The 22,264-nt window shown below is 35.5% G+C and carries 22 protein-coding genes; 9 read left to right on the top strand and 13 right to left on the bottom strand.

The window, feature by feature from the left end; translation table 11 throughout:
• Positions 1–202: 202 nt before the first annotated feature.
• Both ACYQ0E_RS06870 and ACYQ0E_RS06865 read left to right on the top strand, forming a co-directional pair.
• Entirely contained in the window at positions 203–1,672 is a 1,470-nt protein-coding gene (locus ACYQ0E_RS06870; RefSeq protein ID WP_460187503.1) for an FGGY-family carbohydrate kinase, read from the top strand.
• 118 nt (positions 1,673–1,790) lie between these two features.
• The gene (locus ACYQ0E_RS06865; RefSeq protein WP_460187502.1) at positions 1,791–2,141 is read left to right on the top strand and encodes a HopJ type III effector protein; all 351 of its coding nucleotides are present in this window, start codon (positions 1,791–1,793) and stop codon (positions 2,139–2,141) included.
• Positions 2,142–2,342: 201 nt separating this feature from the next.
• Here ACYQ0E_RS06865 and ACYQ0E_RS06860 read toward each other — a convergent pair whose 3' ends face one another.
• Complete coding sequence (locus ACYQ0E_RS06860; protein ID WP_460187501.1) at positions 2,343–3,107, bottom strand: HAD family hydrolase; 765 nt, start codon at positions 3,105–3,107, stop codon at positions 2,343–2,345.
• 405 nt (positions 3,108–3,512) lie between these two features.
• On the opposite strand from ACYQ0E_RS06860, the gene dksA reads away from it, so the two are divergent.
• The 4 genes from dksA to ACYQ0E_RS06840 all read left to right on the top strand — a co-directional run bounded on the left by dksA (position 3,513) and on the right by ACYQ0E_RS06840 (position 6,716).
• Complete coding sequence (gene dksA, locus ACYQ0E_RS06855; protein WP_460187500.1) at positions 3,513–3,938, top strand: RNA polymerase-binding protein DksA; 426 nt, start codon at positions 3,513–3,515, stop codon at positions 3,936–3,938.
• A 152-nt stretch (positions 3,939–4,090) separates the two neighbouring features.
• On the top strand, positions 4,091–5,695 hold the full coding sequence (locus ACYQ0E_RS06850; RefSeq protein ID WP_460187499.1) for a bifunctional aminoglycoside phosphotransferase/ATP-binding protein: 1,605 nt from the start codon (positions 4,091–4,093) through the stop codon (positions 5,693–5,695).
• Positions 5,696–5,743: 48 nt separating this feature from the next.
• Entirely contained in the window at positions 5,744–6,364 is a 621-nt protein-coding gene (locus ACYQ0E_RS06845) for a hypothetical protein (protein ID WP_460187498.1), read from the top strand.
• A gap of 25 nt (positions 6,365–6,389) precedes the next feature.
• On the top strand, positions 6,390–6,716 hold the full coding sequence (locus tag ACYQ0E_RS06840) for a hypothetical protein (protein WP_460187497.1): 327 nt from the start codon (positions 6,390–6,392) through the stop codon (positions 6,714–6,716).
• 49 nt (positions 6,717–6,765) lie between these two features.
• Here the strand turns inward: ACYQ0E_RS06840 and ACYQ0E_RS06835 are convergent, their stop codons facing one another.
• On the bottom strand, positions 6,766–7,380 hold the full coding sequence (locus ACYQ0E_RS06835; RefSeq protein ID WP_460187496.1) for a YqiA/YcfP family alpha/beta fold hydrolase: 615 nt from the start codon (positions 7,378–7,380) through the stop codon (positions 6,766–6,768).
• A 17-nt stretch (positions 7,381–7,397) separates the two neighbouring features.
• Between ACYQ0E_RS06835 and ACYQ0E_RS06830 the strand changes: the two genes are divergently transcribed.
• Positions 7,398–9,158: a single-stranded-DNA-specific exonuclease RecJ gene (locus tag ACYQ0E_RS06830; protein WP_460187495.1), complete on the top strand. Its 1,761-nt coding sequence runs from the start codon at positions 7,398–7,400 to the stop codon at positions 9,156–9,158.
• 302 nt (positions 9,159–9,460) lie between these two features.
• Here ACYQ0E_RS06830 and thrC read toward each other — a convergent pair whose 3' ends face one another.
• The 4 genes from thrC to alaC all read right to left on the bottom strand — a co-directional run bounded on the left by thrC (position 9,461) and on the right by alaC (position 14,957).
• A complete protein-coding gene (gene thrC, locus ACYQ0E_RS06825) occupies positions 9,461–10,936 on the bottom strand; it encodes a threonine synthase (protein ID WP_460187494.1) in 1,476 nt (491 codons plus the stop codon).
• A gap of 166 nt (positions 10,937–11,102) precedes the next feature.
• Entirely contained in the window at positions 11,103–12,140 is a 1,038-nt protein-coding gene (locus ACYQ0E_RS06820; RefSeq protein WP_460187493.1) for a hypothetical protein, read from the bottom strand.
• A 141-nt stretch (positions 12,141–12,281) separates the two neighbouring features.
• A complete protein-coding gene (locus ACYQ0E_RS06815; RefSeq protein WP_460187492.1) occupies positions 12,282–13,592 on the bottom strand; it encodes a homoserine dehydrogenase in 1,311 nt (436 codons plus the stop codon).
• A gap of 168 nt (positions 13,593–13,760) precedes the next feature.
• On the bottom strand, positions 13,761–14,957 hold the full coding sequence (gene alaC / locus ACYQ0E_RS06810; protein WP_460187491.1) for an alanine transaminase: 1,197 nt from the start codon (positions 14,955–14,957) through the stop codon (positions 13,761–13,763).
• Positions 14,958–15,336: 379 nt separating this feature from the next.
• Here alaC and ACYQ0E_RS06805 point away from each other — a divergent pair, with 379 nt between their 5' ends.
• Positions 15,337–15,708, top strand: coding sequence for an Mth938-like domain-containing protein (locus ACYQ0E_RS06805; protein ID WP_460187490.1), 372 nt, complete (start codon positions 15,337–15,339; stop codon positions 15,706–15,708).
• Between the two features lie 153 nt (positions 15,709–15,861).
• On the opposite strand, the gene ACYQ0E_RS06800 is transcribed toward ACYQ0E_RS06805, so the two are convergent.
• The 4 genes from ACYQ0E_RS06800 to surE form a co-directional block, all read right to left on the bottom strand.
• Complete coding sequence (locus ACYQ0E_RS06800; RefSeq protein ID WP_460187489.1) at positions 15,862–16,749, bottom strand: peptidoglycan DD-metalloendopeptidase family protein; 888 nt, start codon at positions 16,747–16,749, stop codon at positions 15,862–15,864.
• 97 nt (positions 16,750–16,846) lie between these two features.
• Positions 16,847–17,437: a YqaA family protein gene (locus tag ACYQ0E_RS06795; protein WP_460187488.1), complete on the bottom strand. Its 591-nt coding sequence runs from the start codon at positions 17,435–17,437 to the stop codon at positions 16,847–16,849.
• Positions 17,434–18,114 carry a protein-L-isoaspartate(D-aspartate) O-methyltransferase gene (locus tag ACYQ0E_RS06790; protein ID WP_460187487.1) on the bottom strand — a complete coding sequence of 227 codons (681 nt, stop codon included), beginning with the start codon at positions 18,112–18,114 and terminating at the stop codon, positions 17,434–17,436. The genes ACYQ0E_RS06795 and ACYQ0E_RS06790 overlap by 4 nt, the downstream gene beginning before the upstream one ends.
• Positions 18,115–18,162: 48 nt before the next feature.
• A complete protein-coding gene (surE, locus tag ACYQ0E_RS06785) occupies positions 18,163–18,942 on the bottom strand; it encodes a 5'/3'-nucleotidase SurE (protein WP_460187486.1) in 780 nt (259 codons plus the stop codon).
• A gap of 49 nt (positions 18,943–18,991) precedes the next feature.
• Between surE and ACYQ0E_RS06780 the strand changes: the two genes are divergently transcribed.
• Entirely contained in the window at positions 18,992–19,603 is a 612-nt protein-coding gene (locus ACYQ0E_RS06780; protein ID WP_460187485.1) for a Smr/MutS family protein, read from the top strand.
• A gap of 53 nt (positions 19,604–19,656) precedes the next feature.
• Here the strand turns inward: ACYQ0E_RS06780 and ACYQ0E_RS06775 are convergent, their stop codons facing one another.
• The 3 genes from ACYQ0E_RS06775 to kdsA all read right to left on the bottom strand — a co-directional run bounded on the left by ACYQ0E_RS06775 (position 19,657) and on the right by kdsA (position 22,264).
• Complete coding sequence (locus ACYQ0E_RS06775) at positions 19,657–20,013, bottom strand: FtsB family cell division protein (protein WP_460187484.1); 357 nt, start codon at positions 20,011–20,013, stop codon at positions 19,657–19,659.
• Between the two features lie 34 nt (positions 20,014–20,047).
• Entirely contained in the window at positions 20,048–21,328 is a 1,281-nt protein-coding gene (gene eno / locus ACYQ0E_RS06770) for a phosphopyruvate hydratase (protein ID WP_460187483.1), read from the bottom strand.
• Between the two features lie 93 nt (positions 21,329–21,421).
• Entirely contained in the window at positions 21,422–22,264 is an 843-nt protein-coding gene (gene kdsA, locus ACYQ0E_RS06765) for a 3-deoxy-8-phosphooctulonate synthase (RefSeq protein WP_460187482.1), read from the bottom strand.

The following is a 22,264-nucleotide window of genomic DNA, read 5'->3' as shown; positions in this document are numbered from 1 at the left end:
TATTAAAAATTAATTCACAATTGTACCTTTTTTAATGTCTTTTTGGGTAAGGAATTAATAGAAAAGTTATGCGAACAAATTTAAGCCGCATTAAGATAATTATTTTTTAATAGATCGTGCATTTAGGCTATTGGTTTTCATATAAAATCTGTAAATAAAATACTCTTAAAGAAATAACACTTATTTAAACTAAGGTAAAAATTTGATTACTGCAACTCCGCTTTTATATAAAAATAAAACCGTTTTAGGTATTGATCTAGGCACATCTGGTTTAAGAGCCTGTGTTGTAAATAAAAGCCAAGATACCTTAGGCGATATTAAACAAACCATATTAGCCGAATGTTCTGTACCACTAGAGTCAGCCACTAAACAATCTAATGGACAAATTACTCAAAATCCAAAACTTTGGATTACCGCGTTTAACCAATTATTAAACGACCTTAAAGAACGCGTTTCATTAAAAGAAATAACGCACTTAGTTGTGGATGCCACCTCCTCTACGGTTTTGCTTTTAGATCAACAGACTAAAATATTTACCGATGCTTTTATGTACAGCGACAACCATGCCGTTAAGCAAGCTAAAAAAATTGAAGAGGCATATCAAAAACACGATTTACATCATCAAGCACAAAGTTCAATAATAGACTCAACCCAAACGGCATTAGGTGCTTCAAGTACTTTAGCTAAAGTAATGAGTTTATTAGAATTAAATCCACATATTGAACGCCCTATCATTTGCCATCAGGCTGATTTTATTAACTATTATTTATGCGGTGTAACCAATGTTACCGATGAAAATAATGCCTTAAAATTGGGCTATAACTTAACAAGTCAAACACCAGAGTTAACACACAATCAACCCAACAACCAGGCCTGGCAAAATTGGATAATGAATTTATTAACTCCATTACATTCCCAAATAAACTTGCCAAAAGTGGTTTCGCCTGGTGATTATTTAGCCAAAATCTTGCCCCAAATAGCCCAACAATATGGCTTGAGTAAAAACCTAAAAGTAATGGCTGGTACAACCGACAGTATTGCTGGTTTTCTAGCTGTCGGTACAAAAAAAGCAGGTGATGCTGTCACTTCACTGGGGTCAACCATTGCCATTAAATCCATTTCTAAACAAGCGGTTTACAATTCAAAACTGGGGCTTTATAGTCATAAATTAAAAGACGATTGGTTGGTTGGAGGGGCTTCTAATGCAGGTGGTCAGGTTTTATTAACCTATTACTCCATTGAGCAACTATCTTTTTTAAATCAACAAATTAGTCAAGAAGAGATTACTGCATTTTTGCAAAGCAATCCAAAAGATTACTACCCTTTATGCTCAGTAGGTGAACGCTTTCCAATTTCAGATTCACAACTACAACCTAGATTACCTCATACACCTAATTGCGAAAAAGACGATATCTATTTTTCTGAGTCTTGCTTGCAAAGTCATAAGCAATTTTTACTAAGGCTTTTATATGGATTAACATTGATTGAGCAGCTAAGCTATCAAAAGCTTGAAGAGATAACCAATACAGAGATTAAAAACATCTATACAGTTGGTGGTGGTATTAAGAGTCCTGTTTGGATGTCTTTACGCCAAAAAGTAATGAAATCAAAACAATTTAAACCTGTACTAAATACACAAGCTGCTTATGGTGTAACGCAACTCGTACTTTAAGCCTTCATACAATATTAAATATTAAATATTAAAGCGAATAAACCTTTTAAAATTGGTACATTAGAAAATAACAATAAAACAAATACTGTAAAAACAAAACCACTATTTAGGAGAAAACATGAGTGATTTAACCCCAGAAGCATTAGCCGAAAAATTAAAACTTAACCCCGTTGCCTTTGATGAAGTCATGACTGTTATTGATAAATATTATGATTTCACACCAACTGAATTCGTGAACGGTGACACTTTAAATAAAGCCAATACCAATAATGGTTCTTGTAAAGTATTTTCTTTTGGTATTGAGCATAACTTATCCAAACAAGCTACCTTAAATGCTTTTGGTAACTACTACATTCAAGATGTTTTACAAAACCCTGAGAATGATGACCACCAAAATATTCGCAATTTTATGAAATCTGGTTGGGATAAAGTGATTTTTAAAGGACGTGCTTTACAACCAAAATCTTAGCGTTGTAAATTATAAGTATCAGATTTATAAAAGAAATCAAACCAATTTACCAGGCCTGGTATATCCTGTGGCAGTTCTAATCATCTAATCATCTAAGCACGGGATAAATTAAAAATAACACAATAAAAAGCCACATTTTAAACACCTTAAAATGTGGCTTTTTAACTTAAAAATGTTAATTTTACTGACTGTTGCAAAGATTTATGCCGCTGCAAATATTTTCTTAACTAAAGCTAAATCTAAATAACTTTGGCCTTGTGCATCACCGGCTATAACAGTAAAGGCATTATTTTTATCGCCCATCTGATCAAGCACAATCACCGCATCACTAAAATCATCGTTTTTAGTGTAACCATTGATTGTTACTATTGTTTTTAAATCCGCCGCAACGGAAGACAAAATACCATTACGTGAATCTTCAAAGGCAATCGCCTGTTCAGCCGTTAGGTTCATTTGCTCAAGCGCCCAAATATAAATATCGGGTGCTGGTTTTTTTGCTGGCACAATATCTCCGGCTGCAATCACTTCAAACCAACTTTCAGAGCCTTTACCCAAAGTATTGTCTAATAAAGCCGTTACATTTTCTGGTGTGGTGGTGGTTACAACTGCCATACGCATACCGCACGCTTTCGCTTCGTTAATTAATGCTTCAACACCTGGGCGCAATGGAATTCGACCTTCTGCCATTAACTGAGTATAAAATTTCGTTTTCGCTGCATGTAATCCCTTAACAAAGTCATCAAAATTATCCGGCTTAACAAACGCCGTATTAAATTTTTCTAAATAAAAACGAATACGCTCTTTACCCCCAGTAACGGCAAGCAGTTCACCATATAGATCTTCATCCCAATGCCAGTCTAGGCCAGCTTCTTCAAAAGCCATATTAAAAGCTGGACGGTGTCCATCTTTTTCGGTGTCAGCAAGGGTGCCGTCAACATCAAATAAAAGTGCTTGTAATTCAGCCATGGAAAACTCTCTTTTTTATTTATAAATTCAATTACTTAGTAAAATAATAATTAAAAACCCTACATTTAAAGCTATTTAAGCTAAAAAATTAGGTGTTAAAGACTTTATTAACTGCATTTTTACTGATACATTACTAAGTTGGTTTTAATATTAAATATCGTTTAAAACAATGAGCAGATTTTGCTTGAAACGATCAATAATATCAAGTTAAACGGTCTATAAACTGTTTATGATTACCTTAATGAACTTTTATACATTATTTAGTTAATTAATTCCTATTAATTCATTAACAAAATTAGCTTGTTGAATACAACTAAACCTGATATAAAACACCGTTAAATGAAATCGTACTAAAAACAACTTATACTTTAAAAAATAAATAAGTACGGTGTTAGGAGAGAGAGAATGGAAAATATCGACTTTATTGAAAACTACCCTTCGTATGAGCCTAAAAAAGGTGAAGAGTATATGAGCCCTGAAATGCTTGAGCATTTTAAAGGTAAATTAATGGCTTGGAAAACACAGCTTATTGAAGAAGCAAACGGTACAGTTTCTCATCTTAAAAAAGATTCTGACACGCCTGCTGATCCAAATGACCGTGCATCACAAGAAGAAGAGTTTGCTTTAGAGTTACGTACCCGCGACCGTGAGAGAAAACTAATTTCTAAAATTGATAAATCGCTACGTGAAATCGAATCTGGTGAATACGGTTTTTGTAAATTAAGTGGCGAAGAAATTGGTCTAGCACGAATGGAAGCTCGCCCTACAGCGACTCTAACGGTAGAAATGAAGCGTAAGCAAGAAATTCGTGAAAAACAAGGTGTTGCTTAAACTTCAACACTAAAATCATAAAACTTTATGATTAACCCCCATTCAAATGCGTTAATTTAAAGTGGTTAATAATGAGTTCAAATTCATTAATCACTTTAACGCTCATTTTTGCATAATCATTTTCTGATTGATACTAAAAAGAGTTAATTGTATTGGATACAGCTGGCCTTATAGATGCCCTTCTTGACCCTAGTACCTACTCTCACCCTGTAGATGTTATTACAACAATAGAAACGCATATTTCTATTGTGTTTTTAACTGGTCAATATGCTTACAAACTCAAAAAGCCTGTTAATTTTGGTTTTTTAGATTTCTCTAATAAGCAAAATCGTAAAAAATATTGTTTTTTAGAAGTCGAACTCAATCAAAGAACCGCTCCGCACCTATATCTTGGTGTTAATCAAATTAACACCCTAAATCATAAAATATCTATTTCCGAAGCCTCTATAAACACTAATGAAGATGCTCATATTGAAGATTATCTAGTTAAAATGCGTCAATTTGATCCTAATATGGTCTTGGGGCGCCTTTTAAATCAAGGTATTTTAGATCATAAAATGATTGATGCTTTAACCTTTCAAATTACACAGTTTCATAAAAAAGCCCAAACTGTTGTACAAAGCTCTAAATATGGAAGCCCTAGAGCTCAACTGCAACCTATGCTAGATAATTTTGCAACTTTGCAAAACTATGTTACGGACAAACAGACTCAAACAGACTTAATTGACTTACAAAAATGGACTTTTGAAAAGTATAACCAACTAGAGAGCAGACTAAGTAAACGTAAAATACAGGGATTTGTTAAGGCGTGTCATGGTGATTTACATCTAGATAACATTACCTTAATTGATGATCTTCCTGTTCTATTTGACGGCATTGAATTTAACGAAGCGTTTCGTTGGATTGATGTCATGAATGACTTGGCATTTTTATTGATAGACTTAGAGTTTAAACAACAACAGACCGTAAGTTATAAAATACTTTCTCTATACCTTAGTCAAACTTTAGATTATAACGGTTTGTTTATATTAAATTTTTATAGAGTTTATCGCACAATGGTTCGTGCTAAAATCACAGCATTACGCGCACAACAACTTATTAAAAATAGTTACGAAAAAAACCAAGTAGAACATATTGCTAACCAGTATATTCAACAAGCGGTAGGTTATAGTCAAAAAGAGACTGATATAAAATGTATTCTTATCAGTGGCGTAGCCGGTTCAGGTAAAAGTTATTTTGCTAATCAGCTTTTAGAAAACTTGCCTGACTTTAATGCCATTATTATTAGTTCAGACCGCATTAGAAAATCTTTATTTGGGTTAGAGGCTCAACAACGCTCAAATGCACAACAAAAACAGCAATTGTACTCGGCCCAAATGAATCAAAAAACTTATCGAGCTTTAGCTGATTATGCCGATATTTGTTTAAAAAATGGGTTTAATGTCATTATTGACGCTACTTTTTTAAAACAAGAACATCGTCAAAATTTTTATGATTTAGCCAGTAAAAATCATGCCAAAAGTTATTTATTTTCTCTTAGCGCAGAGATAGAAACAACGGAAAAAGCCATTACATTACGACAAGCTGAAAATGACAATCCATCTGATGCCGATTGTGAAGTTATGCATAACCAACGTAAATATATACAATCAGCACGGCCTAATGAAAATGCTCTATCACTAAAAAGTGAAGATTTAAGACAATATTTTCCTACCACTACTATTCAGAATTTCTTAAACCTGCCGATTAAAGAGTAAGACACATTTTTTAAATGTTAACTCTTAAACAAAGTGATTTGAAAGACTATGAATAAACCATTAGAAAAAATCGTAAGCCCTATTGGCTTTGCTTTAGTTTTTAGTTTTTGTTTAATACTTGCATTTCCTTTAACAAGCGTCGCTGCAGAAACGAAAGACAACCCCTCTAACACACTGGCTGATAAAGCAAAAGCACTTAAAGATACTCAGTTTTTAGGTATTAAGTTAGCTGATGCTAATCTAGATTCTGTCAGAAAACAGCTTTGGGATATTGGTGGGTTTTTACAAGCCAAAAGTACAATTAGACAAAGAAATATTGATAAGTTTTACCCTTGGTCTACCTTAAGAGATAGTTATTACATCACTTTTAGATACAACAATGCAGGTAATCTAACTTCAGTTAAAAGACTGTACCGCCCTTATGGTGAAAAAGGCAGTCATAAAAACCGTGCTATTGCGACAAGAGAAGTGGCGCTAAAATTAATGACTGATTTAGGACAACCCAACAATATAGAACGTAAGAATTCTGATGGTGGCATGAGTTATTTAAGCTATACCTGGCAAGATAAAGATATGAAAATTACAATAGATCGTGAAGGCAGTAATATTTTGGGGAATGTGTTCGTAGAATATACTCTAAAAAATAATAATCCGTATGAAGTGATTTAAGGTCTAAATTTAAAGGGAAAACACAATGCAAATACAAACATCAATGCCCTTAGCCAATGCAACTCAAACAGCCAGCAATGCCTTAAATATGCAGTTTACTCATCTAAACAGCATTAGCCAATCCATTAATCATTCTTTAGTTAGTCAAAATAAAACGGCGGATTACACCGCACCAAATTACTCTGTTCTTGATTCTACGCTTAACAAAAACTCAATGTCCAATACAGTCGAGAGTAATTTATTAGATTTAAATACAACCAAACTACAGTCTTTAAGTTTATTAAAAGTGATGGAAGTTGAAAATAACAACATAAATTCATCGCTGGGTAAAATTTTTGACAACTGGGCTTAAACTCTAAGATAAAATTATAATGATTTTCTTTTCAATCACTTAAAAGCCTTTATAAATCAGTTACAAACTCTTTTATTTCATACCAAGCTTCTTCCATATGAATAAATCGATGATCACCACCTGAATATATTTTGGCTTTAAAACAATGGTCACTATCCCTTTTTTGGTATCGTTGAATAACAAAATCCACATCAATCACTTCATCATCTAAATCAATTAACAGTAATGCCGGAATATTTTCATCAGGATTGTTTACATCATATTTTTTTAAGTTATTAATATAATCCTCATCAATACACACTTGCTCACCCGTAGAAGGATTGGTATGCAGTCCCATATTGGCTTTAAACACAGGCAATGAGTTAAGTGCTGGGTTAATCATAATATAAGGCAAGTGATAGATTTGCGCAAAATACTGAGCATAAAACCCACCTAATGACGAGCCAAGTAATACGATTTTTTTATCTTTTTTTAATTGTTTTTTTATTTCATCATCAATTACTTGAACACTATCAGTAACTAATTTGTTTGGATAATTAACCGTAATAAATTCATCAAACAAACGAGATTTATCTGTAGAATTTTTTTGCAATAACCACTGCCCTTTTTCACTTTTAGCACTACTTAAAAAACCATGTAGATAGACACCAATATAACCCTTCATTCTGTTAAAATCCTCTTATGATAAAACACCCAAAAATAGTTCAACGCACACCATCAGAACCCGTCTATTCCTTGGCTAAAACATTAGGTTTAACAGACTTTCAAGCCAAACTCGTTGCCAATCGTACCGATCAAACGGATCAGTTAGATGAAATTGTTTTTCCAAAATTAAAACACATACAACACCCTTCTGCGTTAAAAAATATTGATTTAGCGGCAGAAATTATTGTTAAGGCCATTCAGTCAGATGGTTTAATTGTTTTAGCGACCGACTACGATACAGATGGCGTAACATCTGCATGGGTGGCTACTACGGCTTTATGTAATTACTTTGGCTTGCCTAAATCCCGCATAAAACATGTTATTGGTGATCGTAAAACAGGCTATGGCATTACCGAAGAAGTGGTAAACCGAATTTTAGCGATAAAAGACCCTATTGCACTTGTTATTTCTGCAGACCAAGGCTCAAGTGATGAGCAACGTATAGCCATGCTTAAATCGCATGGTATTGATGTTTGTGTAACCGATCATCACCAAATTCCAAAAGATGGCGTACCCAAAAGTGCCGTTTGCACTGTTAACCCACAACAAAAAGGCTGTGATTACGATAAAACCGTTGCCGGTTGCTTTGTTATCTTTTTAGTAATGACACAAGTTAGACAGCGTCTTATTGCTCAAAACATGCTCGATAAAGACAGCGCCTCGTTGAAGTATTTAGCGTTAAATGTGGCGCTTGGAACAGTCGCTGATAGCGTAAGCCTTAAAAGCCCAAATAATCGGGCAATTGTACATGCTGGTTTACAGTTAATTAATTTATTTCAGTCCCCCGCCTGGCAAGCACTTAAAGAACTTAATGATAATCAAGGTTTACCATTTGACGCGGAATTTTTAGGGTTTCAGGTGGCTACACGTATTAATGCTGCAAGCCGTGTGAGTGATGTAACTACCGCCTTTAACTTTTTAACAGCACATCATGTATCGGATGCGAGTCGTTATTTACAACAGTTAGACGCAGACAATCAAAATCGTAGAGCTCAGCAAGAAGTTATGCTAAAACAAGCGCAACAACAAGCTAAAGAGAGCTATCATGATAAACGCTATTCCATGACGTTAAAGTTAACTGGTAATGCGGGCATTCAAGGTATTATTGCATCACGTATTGGTGAATTATATGGTGTGCCAACTGTGGCAATGACAGACCTAGAAGATGGAACTTTGGCAGGCAGTGCTCGTGGCGTAGTACCTGATATTGATTTACGTGAGGCTTTTCAATGGATGGCTGATCAAAAAGAAGATTTATTTATTTCAATGGGTGGCCATAAAGGCGCTGCCGGTTGCATGATTCATATTCAAGATTACCCAGAATTTAGTGAACTTTTTGAAAAAGCCGTACATATACAATTAGGTGAAACAGTACCTGTTCCGATTATTGAAACTGATGGAACATTAGAAGATTGGCAATTAACACCAGCACTAATTGATGAAATTAATGCGCTTGAACCCTTTGGAAGAGAATGGCCTAAACCTATGTTTTATGGTGTTTTTTCAATAATTCAAATTCGTGAAGTTGGTCAAACAAAAACACACTATTCATGTAAATTAAAAACACAAAGTGGTTCAGTTTTTCAGGCTATTTACTTTAATGCTAAACAGTCTGCAGAAGAGCCTACCGCATTTAGTATTGGTGATTTGGTTCAATGCACTTATCAACCTAGCTTAAATCATTTTGCAGGCCGTACAACCCTTCAATTACGTATTCAATCAATGCAATTAGATTAAATTACCAGGCCTGGTAAATATGATTTTTTGTTTTTTAACCACGAAGACACGAAAGCACTAAGAGTTTTAAAACACTCATGTTCTTGTGGTTCCTTTCTACAAAAGTAATGCTCTTCAATAAAATAGATCTGCTTCTTATTTTTTTTATTTAGTCGGCTTTTAAATTGAATTTACCAGGCCTGGTATATTTCTTGTAATAAAGTAAAAACCGTCTATAAAGACCTAAAAAAGGCCAAAGTAATAGAATTACTTTGGCCTTTTTATATTAAAAACTCAGTAATAAAGACTGAAATAAATAGCTTTTAACTTAAAAAGCTTAAAATTTCTTTTTCAATATCCGTTTTATTAATAACCGTTGGTTGAGCAATTGGCTTATCAAAAAGTTCTGCAATTTGTGCCGGCATAGCCACATTTGCTTTTTCGGCAATCATTTTTAATGCATCAATATCTTTTTCAAACTTTTCACCGGTTAAGGCATAAGCAATGACTGGTGAGAATTTAGTCCATTCTGCAGTGGCATAAGCAATTGTTTTAATGGTTTTATCTTTACGGCACGTATCATAAGCTTTAAAGCACGTTGCCGTATGCGGACACATTAAATAACCTACTGAAAAGGCTTGTTTAATATATTGCAGCCCTTCTTGATCATTACAGAAGTCAGCGGCAAAGATTTCTTGAACTTTAGCCAATTCATCAGCATTAATTTTGTAGCACTTATCACTGTCTAATTGCAGCATTAATTCTTTGGTACGCTCTGCACCAAACAGATCAAATAAAATACGTTCAATATTAGATGATTTAAGAATGTCCATAGCTGGAGATGTTGTTGGAATAACCGACACATCACGTAAATCATATTCACCCGTAGTAATAAACTGAGTTAACACATTGTTGTTATTTGAGGCGATATGAATTTGCTTAACTGGTAAACCCATCTTATAAGCGTAATAACCACCTAACGCATTACCAAAGTTACCACTTGGTACATTTAAGTAAACCAAATCACCCAGTGTTATGGCTTTTTGGCGAACCAATTCTAAGTAACTATGAATATGATAAATTGTTTGAAAAATAATACGTCCAAAGTTAACCGAGTTAGCGGCTGACAATGAAATATTATGCGCTTTTAATGAGGCGGCAAAGGCATCAGAGGTCAGTAGCATTTTTAAAGCAGATTGTGCATCATCAAAATCACCGTGAATACCAATAACTTTTAAGTTTTTAGCATCTTCTGTCACCATTTGTAAACGTTGAACATCTGATGTTCCACCGTCTGGATACATACAAGCAACTTGCACATTCTTACGGTTTTTAAAGGTTTCTAAAGCCGCAGGCCCTGTATCACCACTGGTGGCCGCAAGAATAAGATACTTTTCATCTCTTTGCTCGGCAACGGCAGAAAGAACACTACCAAATGGCTGTAAAGCCATATCTTTAAACGCACGTGTTGGCCCATGATATAACTCACTAACATAAAGGTCGTCATACACTTTTTCTACCGGCACAGGATTGCTTGGATCATCAAAATTATCATAAAGGTTTAAAGCTTCTTCAATTACCGCATCATCAATATCGACTTCAAACATATCTAAAACATCTTTAGCCAATGTTTTATAACCTGAGTTAAGATGCGATTTTATAAAATCTAAATCAAACGATGGCAAACTCTCTGGCGAGTAAATACCGCCAAAAGAAGACATTGGGCTTAAAATTGCCTGTGCAAATGTAATAGAAGCAGGTCTTTGACCATCATTACCACGGGTTTCAATAAATTTCATAACAAACCTATATATATGATTTTAATAATTAGAGACCTTTGCATGAGTGAAAGATAGAATAGCTAGGTAAATTTTACCCCGTTTTATCTATCCATTTGTCTCATGTAAAGACCTCTTTAAATTAGAGCGAATTATACTCGAAATTGAGGAGGCTTTTTGTACTCAATCAAGCCAATTTTTTCTTAAATCGCCAAAAACGTTTTAAGTGATTGGGTTGTAAGTGGGTGCGATTTTCTTGTCCTAAATCAAGCAACAATGAATCAATAGTGCCCTGCTTTAAACCTTGTACTAATGGCGCAAACCACTCTTTTTCTAATTGTTTGAGTACATCAATCCATTCTGACATTTGCATTTTGTCCAAACTATCAGAAACATCACCTAAATGAATAAGATGTTTGCTGATTGTTGCAGGTAAATCTTGTTGAGTTTGATTTAACCAGGCCTGGTAATTTTTGGCATTGGGCATAGAATGGGCATCTGTTAATTTTGCCATCCCTTGCAAATAGATATTATTAGACCAAATTACCGCATCTTTTCTTTGCTTAATTTGGTTTAAATCGATTTTACCTTCACCCCAAACCCAAACACTATTAATGTCTGGCTCACCCATGTCTCTGCGTTTTTCATTAATTGGGTTGGTATAAAATAACATTTGTGTTTCATTAAGCAATTGACGCCAATATTGCGCCGCATTACCTGTGGGATAAAATCTATTTACAGATTGAAAGGCAACCTTTTCTAATGGCATGGTATGTAAATCAACCGGTTGCACTATAGATAAATACCAATGCGTTGGGCTTGCCCAAACTAACTGCACCTGGTCATCTGCAAAATGCTGATTAAAGCTGGCTAAAAGTGCTTGAGATTCTAGCTCGGTAATTTGCAAACTATCACCAGGTATTAAGACCAATGTATCTCTATCTGGAATCATTTGCACCGGATCAACACTCAGCCAAAAGTGCGATTGATTAAATGCTTCTACTTCTATAGAAGCCTGTGTAGCCGCTTCAGGCAAACAAATAGGTTGATGAAAAAGATAGCTTGCTTGTTCATAAAAAGATTGTGGTTTAGCTAAAAATTTATCACCTTTTGCTAATAAAAATTGCAGGCCTGGTAATGTAATTTGTGCCAAGGCTTCTTTAGCTTCTTTGACCCTTAATACATTAAGTAAATCAGGTGCCCATAGAGTTACGGCTTGTGACAACGGTTATCTCCTTGTGCAAATTCTTATAATTAGTAATCATTTTAATTTTTAAGCAATTGCGTATTTACATTGTATTGTGCAATAAAAAAGCCGGGCAAGCCCGACTTTTTAGATAAAGTTAATGAGCTTAACTCAATTAACTTAACCCAAAGTTTCGATACGAATTCTTTGAATTTCACCTTCAATATCCGCTGATGCCGCTAACTCTGCTAAAGCTGTATTCACTTTAGTTTCTTTAACTTCATTGGTAATAATAACCAAGGTTGCATCGTCTGATTTTTCGGATGATGGTTCTTGCAGCATGTGTTCAATACTAATATCACACTGCGCAAAAATGGAACTTACTCTTGCTAAAACACCCGAATGATCTTTAGCCAAACAACGAATATAATATGAGGCACTTATTTCATCAATAGAAACCACAGGAACAGACTCTAGTTGATCAGAAATAAAACCTAAAGCGGGTACTTGATCTTCTTGCGGTTGGTTTTTCCAACGTACAATATCAATAATATCTGCAACAACAGAGCTGGCTGTTGGCCCAGCACCTGCACCAGGACCATAATACATAGTTGGCCCAACATGGTTACCTTTTGCCATAACCGCATTCATAACACCGCTTACATTTGCGATTAATACATCTTTAGGTACAAGGGTTGGGTGAACACGTAATGAAAAGCCATTTTCTGCACGACTTGCCACACCTAAATGTTTGATTTCATAGCCCAATTGTTGCGCAAAACGAATATCATCCGCCGTGATTTTGCTAATACCTTCGGTATAAACTTTATTAAATTGCAGTTCAATACCAAAAGCAATAGAAGCCAAAATAGTTAATTTATGTGCCGCATCAATACCTTCAACGTCAAAAGTTGGGTCGGCTTCTGCATAGCCTAGTTCTTGGGCGACCTTAAGCACCTTGGCAAAATCTGCACCAGGCTTTTTCATTTCGGTAAGAATATAGTTGCCTGTTCCGTTAATGATCCCGGCAATCCAATCTATTTTATTGGCAGCTAGACCTTCACGAACGGCTTTAATAACAGGAATCCCCCCTGCTACCGCTGCCTCGTAATTCACAATAACATTATGTTGTTTAGCAAGTGCAAAAATAGCATTACCCTGTTCGGCAATTAACGCTTTATTTGCCGTTACAATGTGTTTACCATTTTTAATTGCCGTTTCTAATAATGTTTTTGCCAGGCCTGTACCGCCCATTAATTCAACCACAATATCAACATCTGGATGATTAACGACTTCTTCGGTATTGTCAGTTAAAATAATACCGGTTGTATCAACAGAGCGTGGGCGATTTAAATCACGTACAGCAATAATCGTTACTTCAATTTTTTGACCAAGGCGTCTTTCTATCTCAGGCATGGTGTTTGTTAAAATATCAACAGTTCCACCACCAACAGTACCTAATCCAAGCAATCCTATTTTAACTGTCTTCATTCTTTTGTTTCCTAACGATTATTCTTTGTTTGTTCTTTTAAATATATATTTAAAAAGAGATTTGCGAGATCCAGTAGCATAATAAAAACCGTGCTTAGTTAAATTTTGTTGCTAAACGTTAACGCTTGCGGTTTTTATTTACTTTATTTTTCACGCAAAAATCTCTATTTAATCTTGTTTAATTAATCCGTCTTGTCTAAACATGTCTCTAATGCCACGAACAGCTTGACGAATTCTGTGTTCATTTTCAATTAGACCAAAACGAACATGATCATCACCGTAGTCGCCAAAACCAACACCAGGCGATACTGCAACTTTTGCTTCTCTCAGTAATTTTTTAGAGAATTCAATTGAGCCCATCGCTTTATATTCTTCTGGAATTGGCGCCCACACAAACATAGTTGCTTTAGGTGGCACAACATCCCAGCCAATAGAGTTAAGTCCTTGGCAAAGTACATCACGACGTAATTTATACATGTCTGAAATTTCTTGAACACACTCTTGCGGCCCTTCTAAAGCAGCAATAGCAGCAACCTGAATTGGCGTAAAGGTACCGTAATCTAAATAAGATTTCATACGTTTTAAGGCGTTAACTAAAGTTTTATTACCCACCATAAAACCAACACGCCAGCCTGGCATATTGTAACTTTTAGATAAGGTATAAAATTCTACGGCAATGTCTTTGGCCCCTTCTACTTGCATAATAGAAGGTGCTTTATAACCGTCAAAAGCAATATCCGCATAAGCTAAATCATGAATAACCCAAATATTATGTTCTTTGGCAATGGCAACAACTTTTTCAAAGAAATCTAGCTCAACAGTCTGAGTTGTTGGGTTACCGGGGAAGTTAAGCACTAACATTTTTGGTTTTGGCCACGACTCTTTAATCGCTTTTTCTAGCTCATCAAAAAAACAAACATCTGGTGTCATTTTTACATGACGAATATCGGCACCAGCAATAACAAATCCATAAGGGTGAATTGGGTAAGCTGGGTTAGGGACTAAAACGGTATCGCCCTTATCAACTGTAGCCATAGCCAAATGCGCAAGACCTTCTTTTGACCCAATAGTTACAACGGCTTCGGTTTCATAATCAAGATCTACATCAAATTTAGTTTTATACCAGTTACAAATGGCTTTACGTAAACGAGGAATCCCTTGAGAAACAGAGTAGCGGTGAGTACCTTCTCTTTGAACGACTTCAATCAGCTTATCAACGATATGTTTTGGTGTATCCTGGTCTGGATTACCCATACCAAAATCGATAATATCCTCCCCTCTACGACGGGCTTCGGCTTTTAATTCGCCAACAATATTAAACACGTAAGGAGGAAGTCTGTTTATTCTTTGAAAATCGTCTGCCACGGGAAGTACACCTTCTATCAATATGAACTGGTTATGCTAAAAAAATAAATGCCGAAATTGTCACCACATTTACTTAAGTTGAGTTTACTCAACTTGATTTTACTTAAACCTAAGTAAGGGCGTAATTACAGCTTTTGAGAGGAAAATAGATAAAGGAATTATGATACAGCATCCATTTTTTACGTCAATTGAAAATCTTTAGTTAAAGACTGTTTTTAGGGTTCATATGAATATTTTTAATGACTTTTTTAAATTACACTTCATTTATATTAATTAACGAATGGGTGGATGTTAAAGATAAGAACACATGAATCAAACTCTATAACAAACAATTCGCTATAATCATAAACATAACTTACTCATTTTTAGAGGTATACCAATGAAATTTACTGAACACCGAGACTCAAATGTTTATGCCGTTAAACGTTATGAACCAGGCCTGGTAAAAGTAAATAATTTAGAATTGACTCAGAGTTGTTATATGACTCAAACAAAGGTTGAAGAAAGCTGGCCATGTTTAAGTATTGATAACTTAACCACCGAGTTATTGGACTCATTACTAGAAGAAAAACCTGAAGTTATTATTTTAGGAACGGGAGAACAGCAAACTTTTCCAGAGCCTAAGTTATTTGCATATTGTGTTTCTAAAGGTGTCGGCTTAGAAGTGATGGCAAACGATGCTGCTTGTAGAACATATAACGTACTTACAACAGAAGACAGAGATATTGTTTTAGCTTTAATCATGTCTTAACGCTAAGTTTGTATGCAAATTTAAACTCTTTTTAGATTTAATTTTATGCTTACAAAGTATCTTTACCCACTGGCATACCAGGCCTAGTAAATCGTAGTTTTTATAAAATTTAAAAAACTTTATTAATATACCTTAATATACCTTCATTAATAATTACGGTTTTAACATCTTCTTAATGTCGATTTTACGTCCTTGATACCTTGCTTCAAGGTAGAGTTTTGGTCTTTTAGTATTACCCGTAGCTCCCATTGTTGCTACGGTTTGACCCGCATCAACCGAATCACCCTCTTTAACCAATAATGCGCTATTGTGAGCATAAATAGACATATAATCGTTATCGTGTTTAATCACTAACATCCAGCCATAATTAATAATGCCATCACCTGCATACACAACCTTTCCAGAGGCAACCGCCTTGACTCTTTGGCCTGGAACACCATAAATCTCTAAAACAGATAAACCTGCACTATCTCGTAGATATTTATACGATAAACCTTTTTGCATTGGCCACTGCCATTTATTGCTTTTGCTATTACTTTTTGTATGCGTTTTAGACGTTTTATTATCAGATAATTCAATTGCTCTAGCCGTACTTTCTTTTTTAACTGGCTTAGCAGGTTTAGTAGATGATGAAACATGATTATTTGTTTGTTTAGCTTGAGTTTTTTCTGTTTTTTGGTGATAAACCGTATTTTTTGCTACAGATTTTTTCTCAGTTGAATGTTGCTCTTCCATCTGCTTTATAGGCAACACAAGTTCTTGCTTTACATAAATAATATAAGGTGGCAAAAGGTGATTTAAGTGAGCAATCTCTTGCATTTCGACATTACAATCCACAGCAATACCACTTAAGGTATCACCGGGTTTTACAATATAAGGAGAGCGACAAAGGTTTATACCCGTTTTATTTGAGGTGCTTTTAGTGAATGATTGTTCATCTCTTGGTTCATACTTAAGAGGTGAAGAACAGGCACTTAATAAAGCGGTTGCAAAGCAGGTAAGCGTTATTTTTTTTGCTCTTGATAGAGTCATAACAGACATAATAAAATCTTTTTCTCTTTATTTCGATGGTAGACCCTTGTAGAAAAGCGCCCTTGAATAATACGGATAATTTTGATTACTTAAAATTCTCTTATGATTAATCATGAGACATAAAGGATTTATAAGCAATATAAATGATAATTAATAGTACTAAGGTCCAGCCAATCCAGTCAACCCATTTTCGAATACTTGCTTCAAATTTTTGCCCTCCCCAGCGCATTAATGCCGCAACTAGAAAAAAACGTGCGCCACGACCAAAAAAGGAAGCAATAATAAATGGAATAAATGCCATAGCACTTGCACCGGCACTTAAGGTAAAAAGCTTATAAGGAATTGGGCTAAAACCCGCAACAAAGACAATCCAAACACCGTATTCAATAAACCAAGCATTTACCTCTTGTACTTTGTGTGCGTAGCCTAAAGACTCTATTGTTGGCATTAATAAATCCATTGCCAAGTACCCAAGCAAATAACCTACAACCCCACCTAACAGAGAAAATAAAGTGGTTAACCAGGCGTAATAAAATGCTTTTTGCGGTTGAGCTAAACTCATTGGCATAAGCATAACATCAGGTGGAATAGGAAAAAAAGAAGACTCTGCAAAACTCAGTCCACACAGGTATTTAGGAGCCTGTTTGTGTTTAGACCATTTAATGGCTAGATCATATAAAGGGGTAAATATTTTCACACCTCAACTCCTTGTTTCATAGGGACAAACATAACCTCTCCTAAACAAGTTTTTGTAACACCGCTCGGCGTTTTGACAAAGCCATATAGCTTTTGTTCTAAACCGCCAATCGGCATAACCAAACGGCCACCCATTTTAAGTTGATGAATAAGTTCTATAGGTAATTCTTCAGGTGATGCAGCAGAAATAATGGCATCAAAAGGCGCTTTTTCTGACCAACCCCAATGGCCATCACTTAGTGAAAATTCAATATTATCCAGTTTGAGCTTATTTAAAGTAACTTGCGCTTTATCTGATAAGGGTTGAATGCGCTCAACACTGTAAACCTGATTAACTAAAAGGGATAAAATAGCGGTTTGATAACCTGAACCTGTGCCGATTTCTAACACTTTTTTGATTGGTTGATGCGTTTCGAGAAGCCATTGAGTCATTTTTGCAACCACCCAAGGCTGAGAGATAGTTTGTCCATACCCTATTGGTAACGCAGTATCTTCATAAGAACGTGAAGCCATAGCTTCATCAATAAATAAATGACGTGGCACAACTCTTATTGCATTAAGAACGGGACCATCTCTAACACCCTTTTCAATTAACCGTTCGGCTAAACGGTTACGAGTGCGCTGTGAGGTCATGCCTACACCTTGATAATGTTCAAATGCTAAATTAGGGTATTTCATGCAAGTAATAACGCTATAAAGTGAGTTTGAGTAATAAAGCTTTTGGTTTTAGCCAACACTTAACCCCTTTTCCCAAGTTTGCATAGCATCAAGCATTTCATAATGCGTTAAATCTATTTTAAGTGGCGTAATAGATGCATAGCCATGTTCAACGGCATAAAAATCCGTACCTTCACCTGCGTCAGCCGCCAAACCCGCTGGCCCAATCCAATAAATGGGTAAACCTCTTGGATCAGTTTGCTTAACAATAGGCTCTGAAATATGACGTTTACCTAAACGGGTTACCTTTATACCTTTTAATTGCTCTAAAGGGATATCAGGTACATTAATATTTAGAATGGTATTTGCTTCTAAAGCCAGTTTGGGTAAATCATTAAAAACTTGTAACAATACATTTGCTGCTGTATCAAAATTTTGATCACCACAAAGAGATATCGCAATAGAAGGTTTGCCTAAAAAGCGGCCTTCTGTTGCTGCAGCAACCGTACCTGAATACAAAACATCGTCGCCCATATTCGCGCCTGAATTTATGCCCGAAAGCACGATATCTGGCTGATAACCTAAAGCGCCATTCATGCCTAGGTGCACACAATCTGTTGGGGTACCATTAACACTAAATACATGACTTCTAGGGTCATGACTTAAACTAGAATGTAAATTCATACGTAAAGGTTCTAGTAGCGTTAAAGAGTTGCTGGCAGCACTACGGTTACGTTCCGGTGCAACGATATCTAATCGCGAAAAATCTAAATTTTCTCTTACCATTTCAAATACGGTCTGTATTCCTGGTGCAAAATATCCATCATCATTAGAGAGTAGGATTTTCATAATGTACAATACCTTAAATTAAATCGAAAATTTGTATTCGCAACCTTGCATGACATTGCCAGCAAATGGATTGCCTAATTATATAGTCTTAATGATGTCAGAAGAAGATAAAAACCTATTTACAGAAGCGATGTTAGATGTTGTACCGCTGTCTCAAAAAAAGACAGTTGAAAACATTTATAATTCAACAAATAAAACGTCACAGTCTGAAGTGATTAAACGTGTTCGAAAAAAACACAATACTTCACAAAATAGGCTTGAAACCGTTAGACCTGTAGATCTTTATAAAGGTAAGCATATTGCCAAATTTACGGCATTTGAAAACTTACTTTATTACCAAAAAGGCTTAAGAATTCAAGAGATTAGCAAGCTTAAAAAAGGTGAATTCTCAATACAGAATTGCCTTGATTTACACGGCTTAACAATGGATTTAGCAGAAAATGAAATCATTGCATTTTTAAACCAAGCAAGCCATGAAAAATTGCGTCATATTAGAATTATTCATGGCAAAGGCTACAATTCAAATGATGAATTTCCCGCACTAAAAAACTTGGTAAACCTTATTTTACGTAAAACATCAAACGTTATCGCTTTTGCCAGCGCTCCAGAAAAGCAAGGCGGAACAGGCGCGGTAAATATTTTGCTTAAAGCAAAATCATAATCCATTAGTAGATCAGCAATAAACGGGATAATAATACGGTTTTGATAGAACGATTATTCTGAAGAACCACTATCACTCGACTTAGCTTCAACTTGATTGTTTACTGATAATTTTGTCTTCGTTGATACATCACCAGGTTTAAGCTCTATCACCTTTATAAATACTTCATCTTTTTTTACCATACCAAGATTTTGTCTTGCTAAGGTTTCTATAGACAATGGATTTGATTGAAGTGACTTAACCTCTTCAGCAAGTTTAGCGTTAATTAAACGCTGCTCTTCCAAAGAACTTTCAAGTGTTTTTAACTGTTCCTGTAACGAAAAAAGTTCGCCAAGCCCTCCTTCGGAGGACAAAAGACGAACTTGTAATATTACAATCAGGATAGCTAATGCTAAATAGAGTTTTTTCACATTACCAGGCCTGGTAAATTATCATTTCTTAAAATTACTTAAGGTTATAAAAAGCATCATTACCTGGGTAAACCGCTTCTGCACCTAATTCTTCTTCAATACGAATCAGACGGTTATATTTTGCAATACGGTCTGTACGTGATAAAGAACCTGTTTTAATTTGACCACAACCTGTAGCAACGGCGATATCAGCAATAACGGTATCTTCTGTTTCACCAGAACGATGAGAAACAACAGCGGTATAACCTGCTTCTTTAGCCATAGCAATCGCTTCAAATGTTTCTGTTAAAGTACCAATTTGGTTGATTTTAATTAGGATAGAGTTTGCAATCCCTTTTTCAATCCCTTCTGCAAAGATTTTAGGATTCGTTACAAATAAATCATCACCTACAATCTGTAAACGTTTACCGTCTTTTTCTGTTTGGTATTTAAAACCATCCCAATCAGATTCATCTAAACCATCTTCAATTGAGATAATTGGATATTTATCTACCCAACTAGAAAGTAAATCAACCATTTGCTCTGACGTTAATACTTTATTTTCTGAACCTAAATTATATTTACCATCACTGTATAACTCTGATGAAGCGGCATCCATAGCGATCATAATGTCTTTGCCTGCTTTATATCCAGCAATTTCAATCGCTTCTAAAATAACGGTTAGCGCTTCTTCATTTGACTTAAGGTCTGGTGCAAAACCACCTTCGTCACCTACTGATGTATTGTAACCTTTGTCATGCAGTACTTTTTTAAGTGCATGAAAAACTTCTGCACCATAACGAATAGCTTCTGACATGGTTGGCGCACCAATTGGCATGATCATAAACTCTTGAAAATCAACCGAGTTATCAGCGTGTTCACCACCATTAATGATATTCATCATTGGTACTGGCATTTTATAGGTATCTGTTTTTAGGTATGCGTACAGAGGTAAGCCTTTAGATTGTGCAGCGGCTTGAGCTGTGGCAATCGATACAGCAAGAATAGCGTTTGCACCTAAACGTGCTTTGTTATGTGTACCATCTAAATCAATCATAACAGCATCGATAGCCGCTTGATTCGTTGCATCTTTACCAAGTAATGCTGCTTTAATTTCAGTATTAATGTTATTTACAGCAGTTAGGACACCTTTGCCGCCAAATTTAGACTTATCATTATCACGTAATTCAATTGCTTCACGAGAACCCGTTGATGCGCCTGATGGAGAAATACCACGGCCAATTGACCCATCCTCTAAAATCACATCAGCTTCAACTGTTGGGTTACCTCTAGAATCAATAACTTGACGTGCTTTAATATCTTTAATTAATGACATTCTAACTTCCTACTTCTTTTAAATTTTTATGTAATCGGATTTATTATAATTTTTTTATATGACGTCAAGATGACATTCATACATGAATAAAGCTTATTTATTTAATAGACTATTTTCAATAAAACCTTGTTTTTTAACGGTATCATCTAACATTTTTAGTGTTTCTAGCAATGGCTTAAGGTTATTAATTGGCCACATGTTAGGCCCGTCACTCAATGCTTTTCCAGGATTTGGGTGAGTTTCCATAAAGATACCGGAAACACCAGCCGCAATGGCCGCTCTGGCTAACACAGGAACCATTTCTCTTTGTCCGCCAGAAGTCGTGCCTTGTCCACCTGGTTGTTGTACCGAATGTGTTGCATCAAAAACAACTGGGCACCCTGTTGAACGCATTGAAGCAAGTCCGCGCATATCAGAAACTAAAGTGTTGTATCCAAAAGAGGTGCCTCGATCACATACCATAATATTTTCATTGCCTACTTCATGAGCCTTAGCAACAACTTGATCCATATCCCAAGGTGCTTGAAACTGACCTTTTTTGATATTTACAGGAATACCCTGACGGCAAACATTCTGAATAAAATTAGTTTGGCGTACCAAAAAAGCTGGCGTTTGCATAACATCTACAACTGAAGCCACTTCTTCTAATGGTGTATCTTCATGTACATCCGTTAAAACAGGCACACCAATTTCATCTTTAACTTTTTGTAAAATGCGCAAACCTTCTTCAACGCCCAAACCTCTAAAACTCTTAGTAGAAGAGCGGTTCGCTTTATCATAAGAAGATTTATAAATAAACGGAATCCCCAAAGAATCCGTCATCTCTTTTAACTGCCCAGCTGTATCAATCGCTAATTGTTCAGATTCAATAACACAAGGACCTGCAATTAAAAAGAACGGCTGGTCGATACCAACATTAAAACCACATAAATTCAT

The organism is Thiomicrorhabdus hydrogeniphila (assembly GCF_054656895.1).
Note: the sequence above shows the minus strand (reverse complement) of the source record. Positions and strands in the feature narration are given on the sequence as shown.

Coding starts and splice junctions, on each gene's coding strand:
- kdsA (WP_460187482.1), bottom strand. CDS start 22,264: ATGAATTTATGTGGTTTTAATGTTGGTATCGACCAGCCGTTCTTTTTA.
- ACYQ0E_RS06790 (WP_460187487.1), bottom strand. CDS start 18,114: ATGAAATACCCTAATTTAGCATTTGAACATTATCAAGGTGTAGGCATG.
- thrC (WP_460187494.1), bottom strand. CDS start 10,936: ATGAAATTTATTGAAACCCGTGGTAATGATGGTCAAAGACCTGCTTCT.
- eno (WP_460187483.1), bottom strand. CDS start 21,328: ATGTCATTAATTAAAGATATTAAAGCACGTCAAGTTATTGATTCTAGA.
- dksA (WP_460187500.1), top strand. CDS start 3,513: ATGGAAAATATCGACTTTATTGAAAACTACCCTTCGTATGAGCCTAAA.
- ACYQ0E_RS06815 (WP_460187492.1), bottom strand. CDS start 13,592: ATGAAGACAGTTAAAATAGGATTGCTTGGATTAGGTACTGTTGGTGGT.
- surE (WP_460187486.1), bottom strand. CDS start 18,942: ATGAAAATCCTACTCTCTAATGATGATGGATATTTTGCACCAGGAATA.
- ACYQ0E_RS06845 (WP_460187498.1), top strand. CDS start 5,744: ATGAATAAACCATTAGAAAAAATCGTAAGCCCTATTGGCTTTGCTTTA.
- ACYQ0E_RS06835 (WP_460187496.1), bottom strand. CDS start 7,380: ATGAAGGGTTATATTGGTGTCTATCTACATGGTTTTTTAAGTAGTGCT.
- ACYQ0E_RS06865 (WP_460187502.1), top strand. CDS start 1,791: ATGAGTGATTTAACCCCAGAAGCATTAGCCGAAAAATTAAAACTTAAC.
- ACYQ0E_RS06805 (WP_460187490.1), top strand. CDS start 15,337: ATGAAATTTACTGAACACCGAGACTCAAATGTTTATGCCGTTAAACGT.
- ACYQ0E_RS06800 (WP_460187489.1), bottom strand. CDS start 16,749: ATGTCTGTTATGACTCTATCAAGAGCAAAAAAAATAACGCTTACCTGC.
- ACYQ0E_RS06780 (WP_460187485.1), top strand. CDS start 18,992: ATGACATTGCCAGCAAATGGATTGCCTAATTATATAGTCTTAATGATG.
- ACYQ0E_RS06860 (WP_460187501.1), bottom strand. CDS start 3,107: ATGGCTGAATTACAAGCACTTTTATTTGATGTTGACGGCACCCTTGCT.
- ACYQ0E_RS06840 (WP_460187497.1), top strand. CDS start 6,390: ATGCAAATACAAACATCAATGCCCTTAGCCAATGCAACTCAAACAGCC.
- ACYQ0E_RS06830 (WP_460187495.1), top strand. CDS start 7,398: ATGATAAAACACCCAAAAATAGTTCAACGCACACCATCAGAACCCGTC.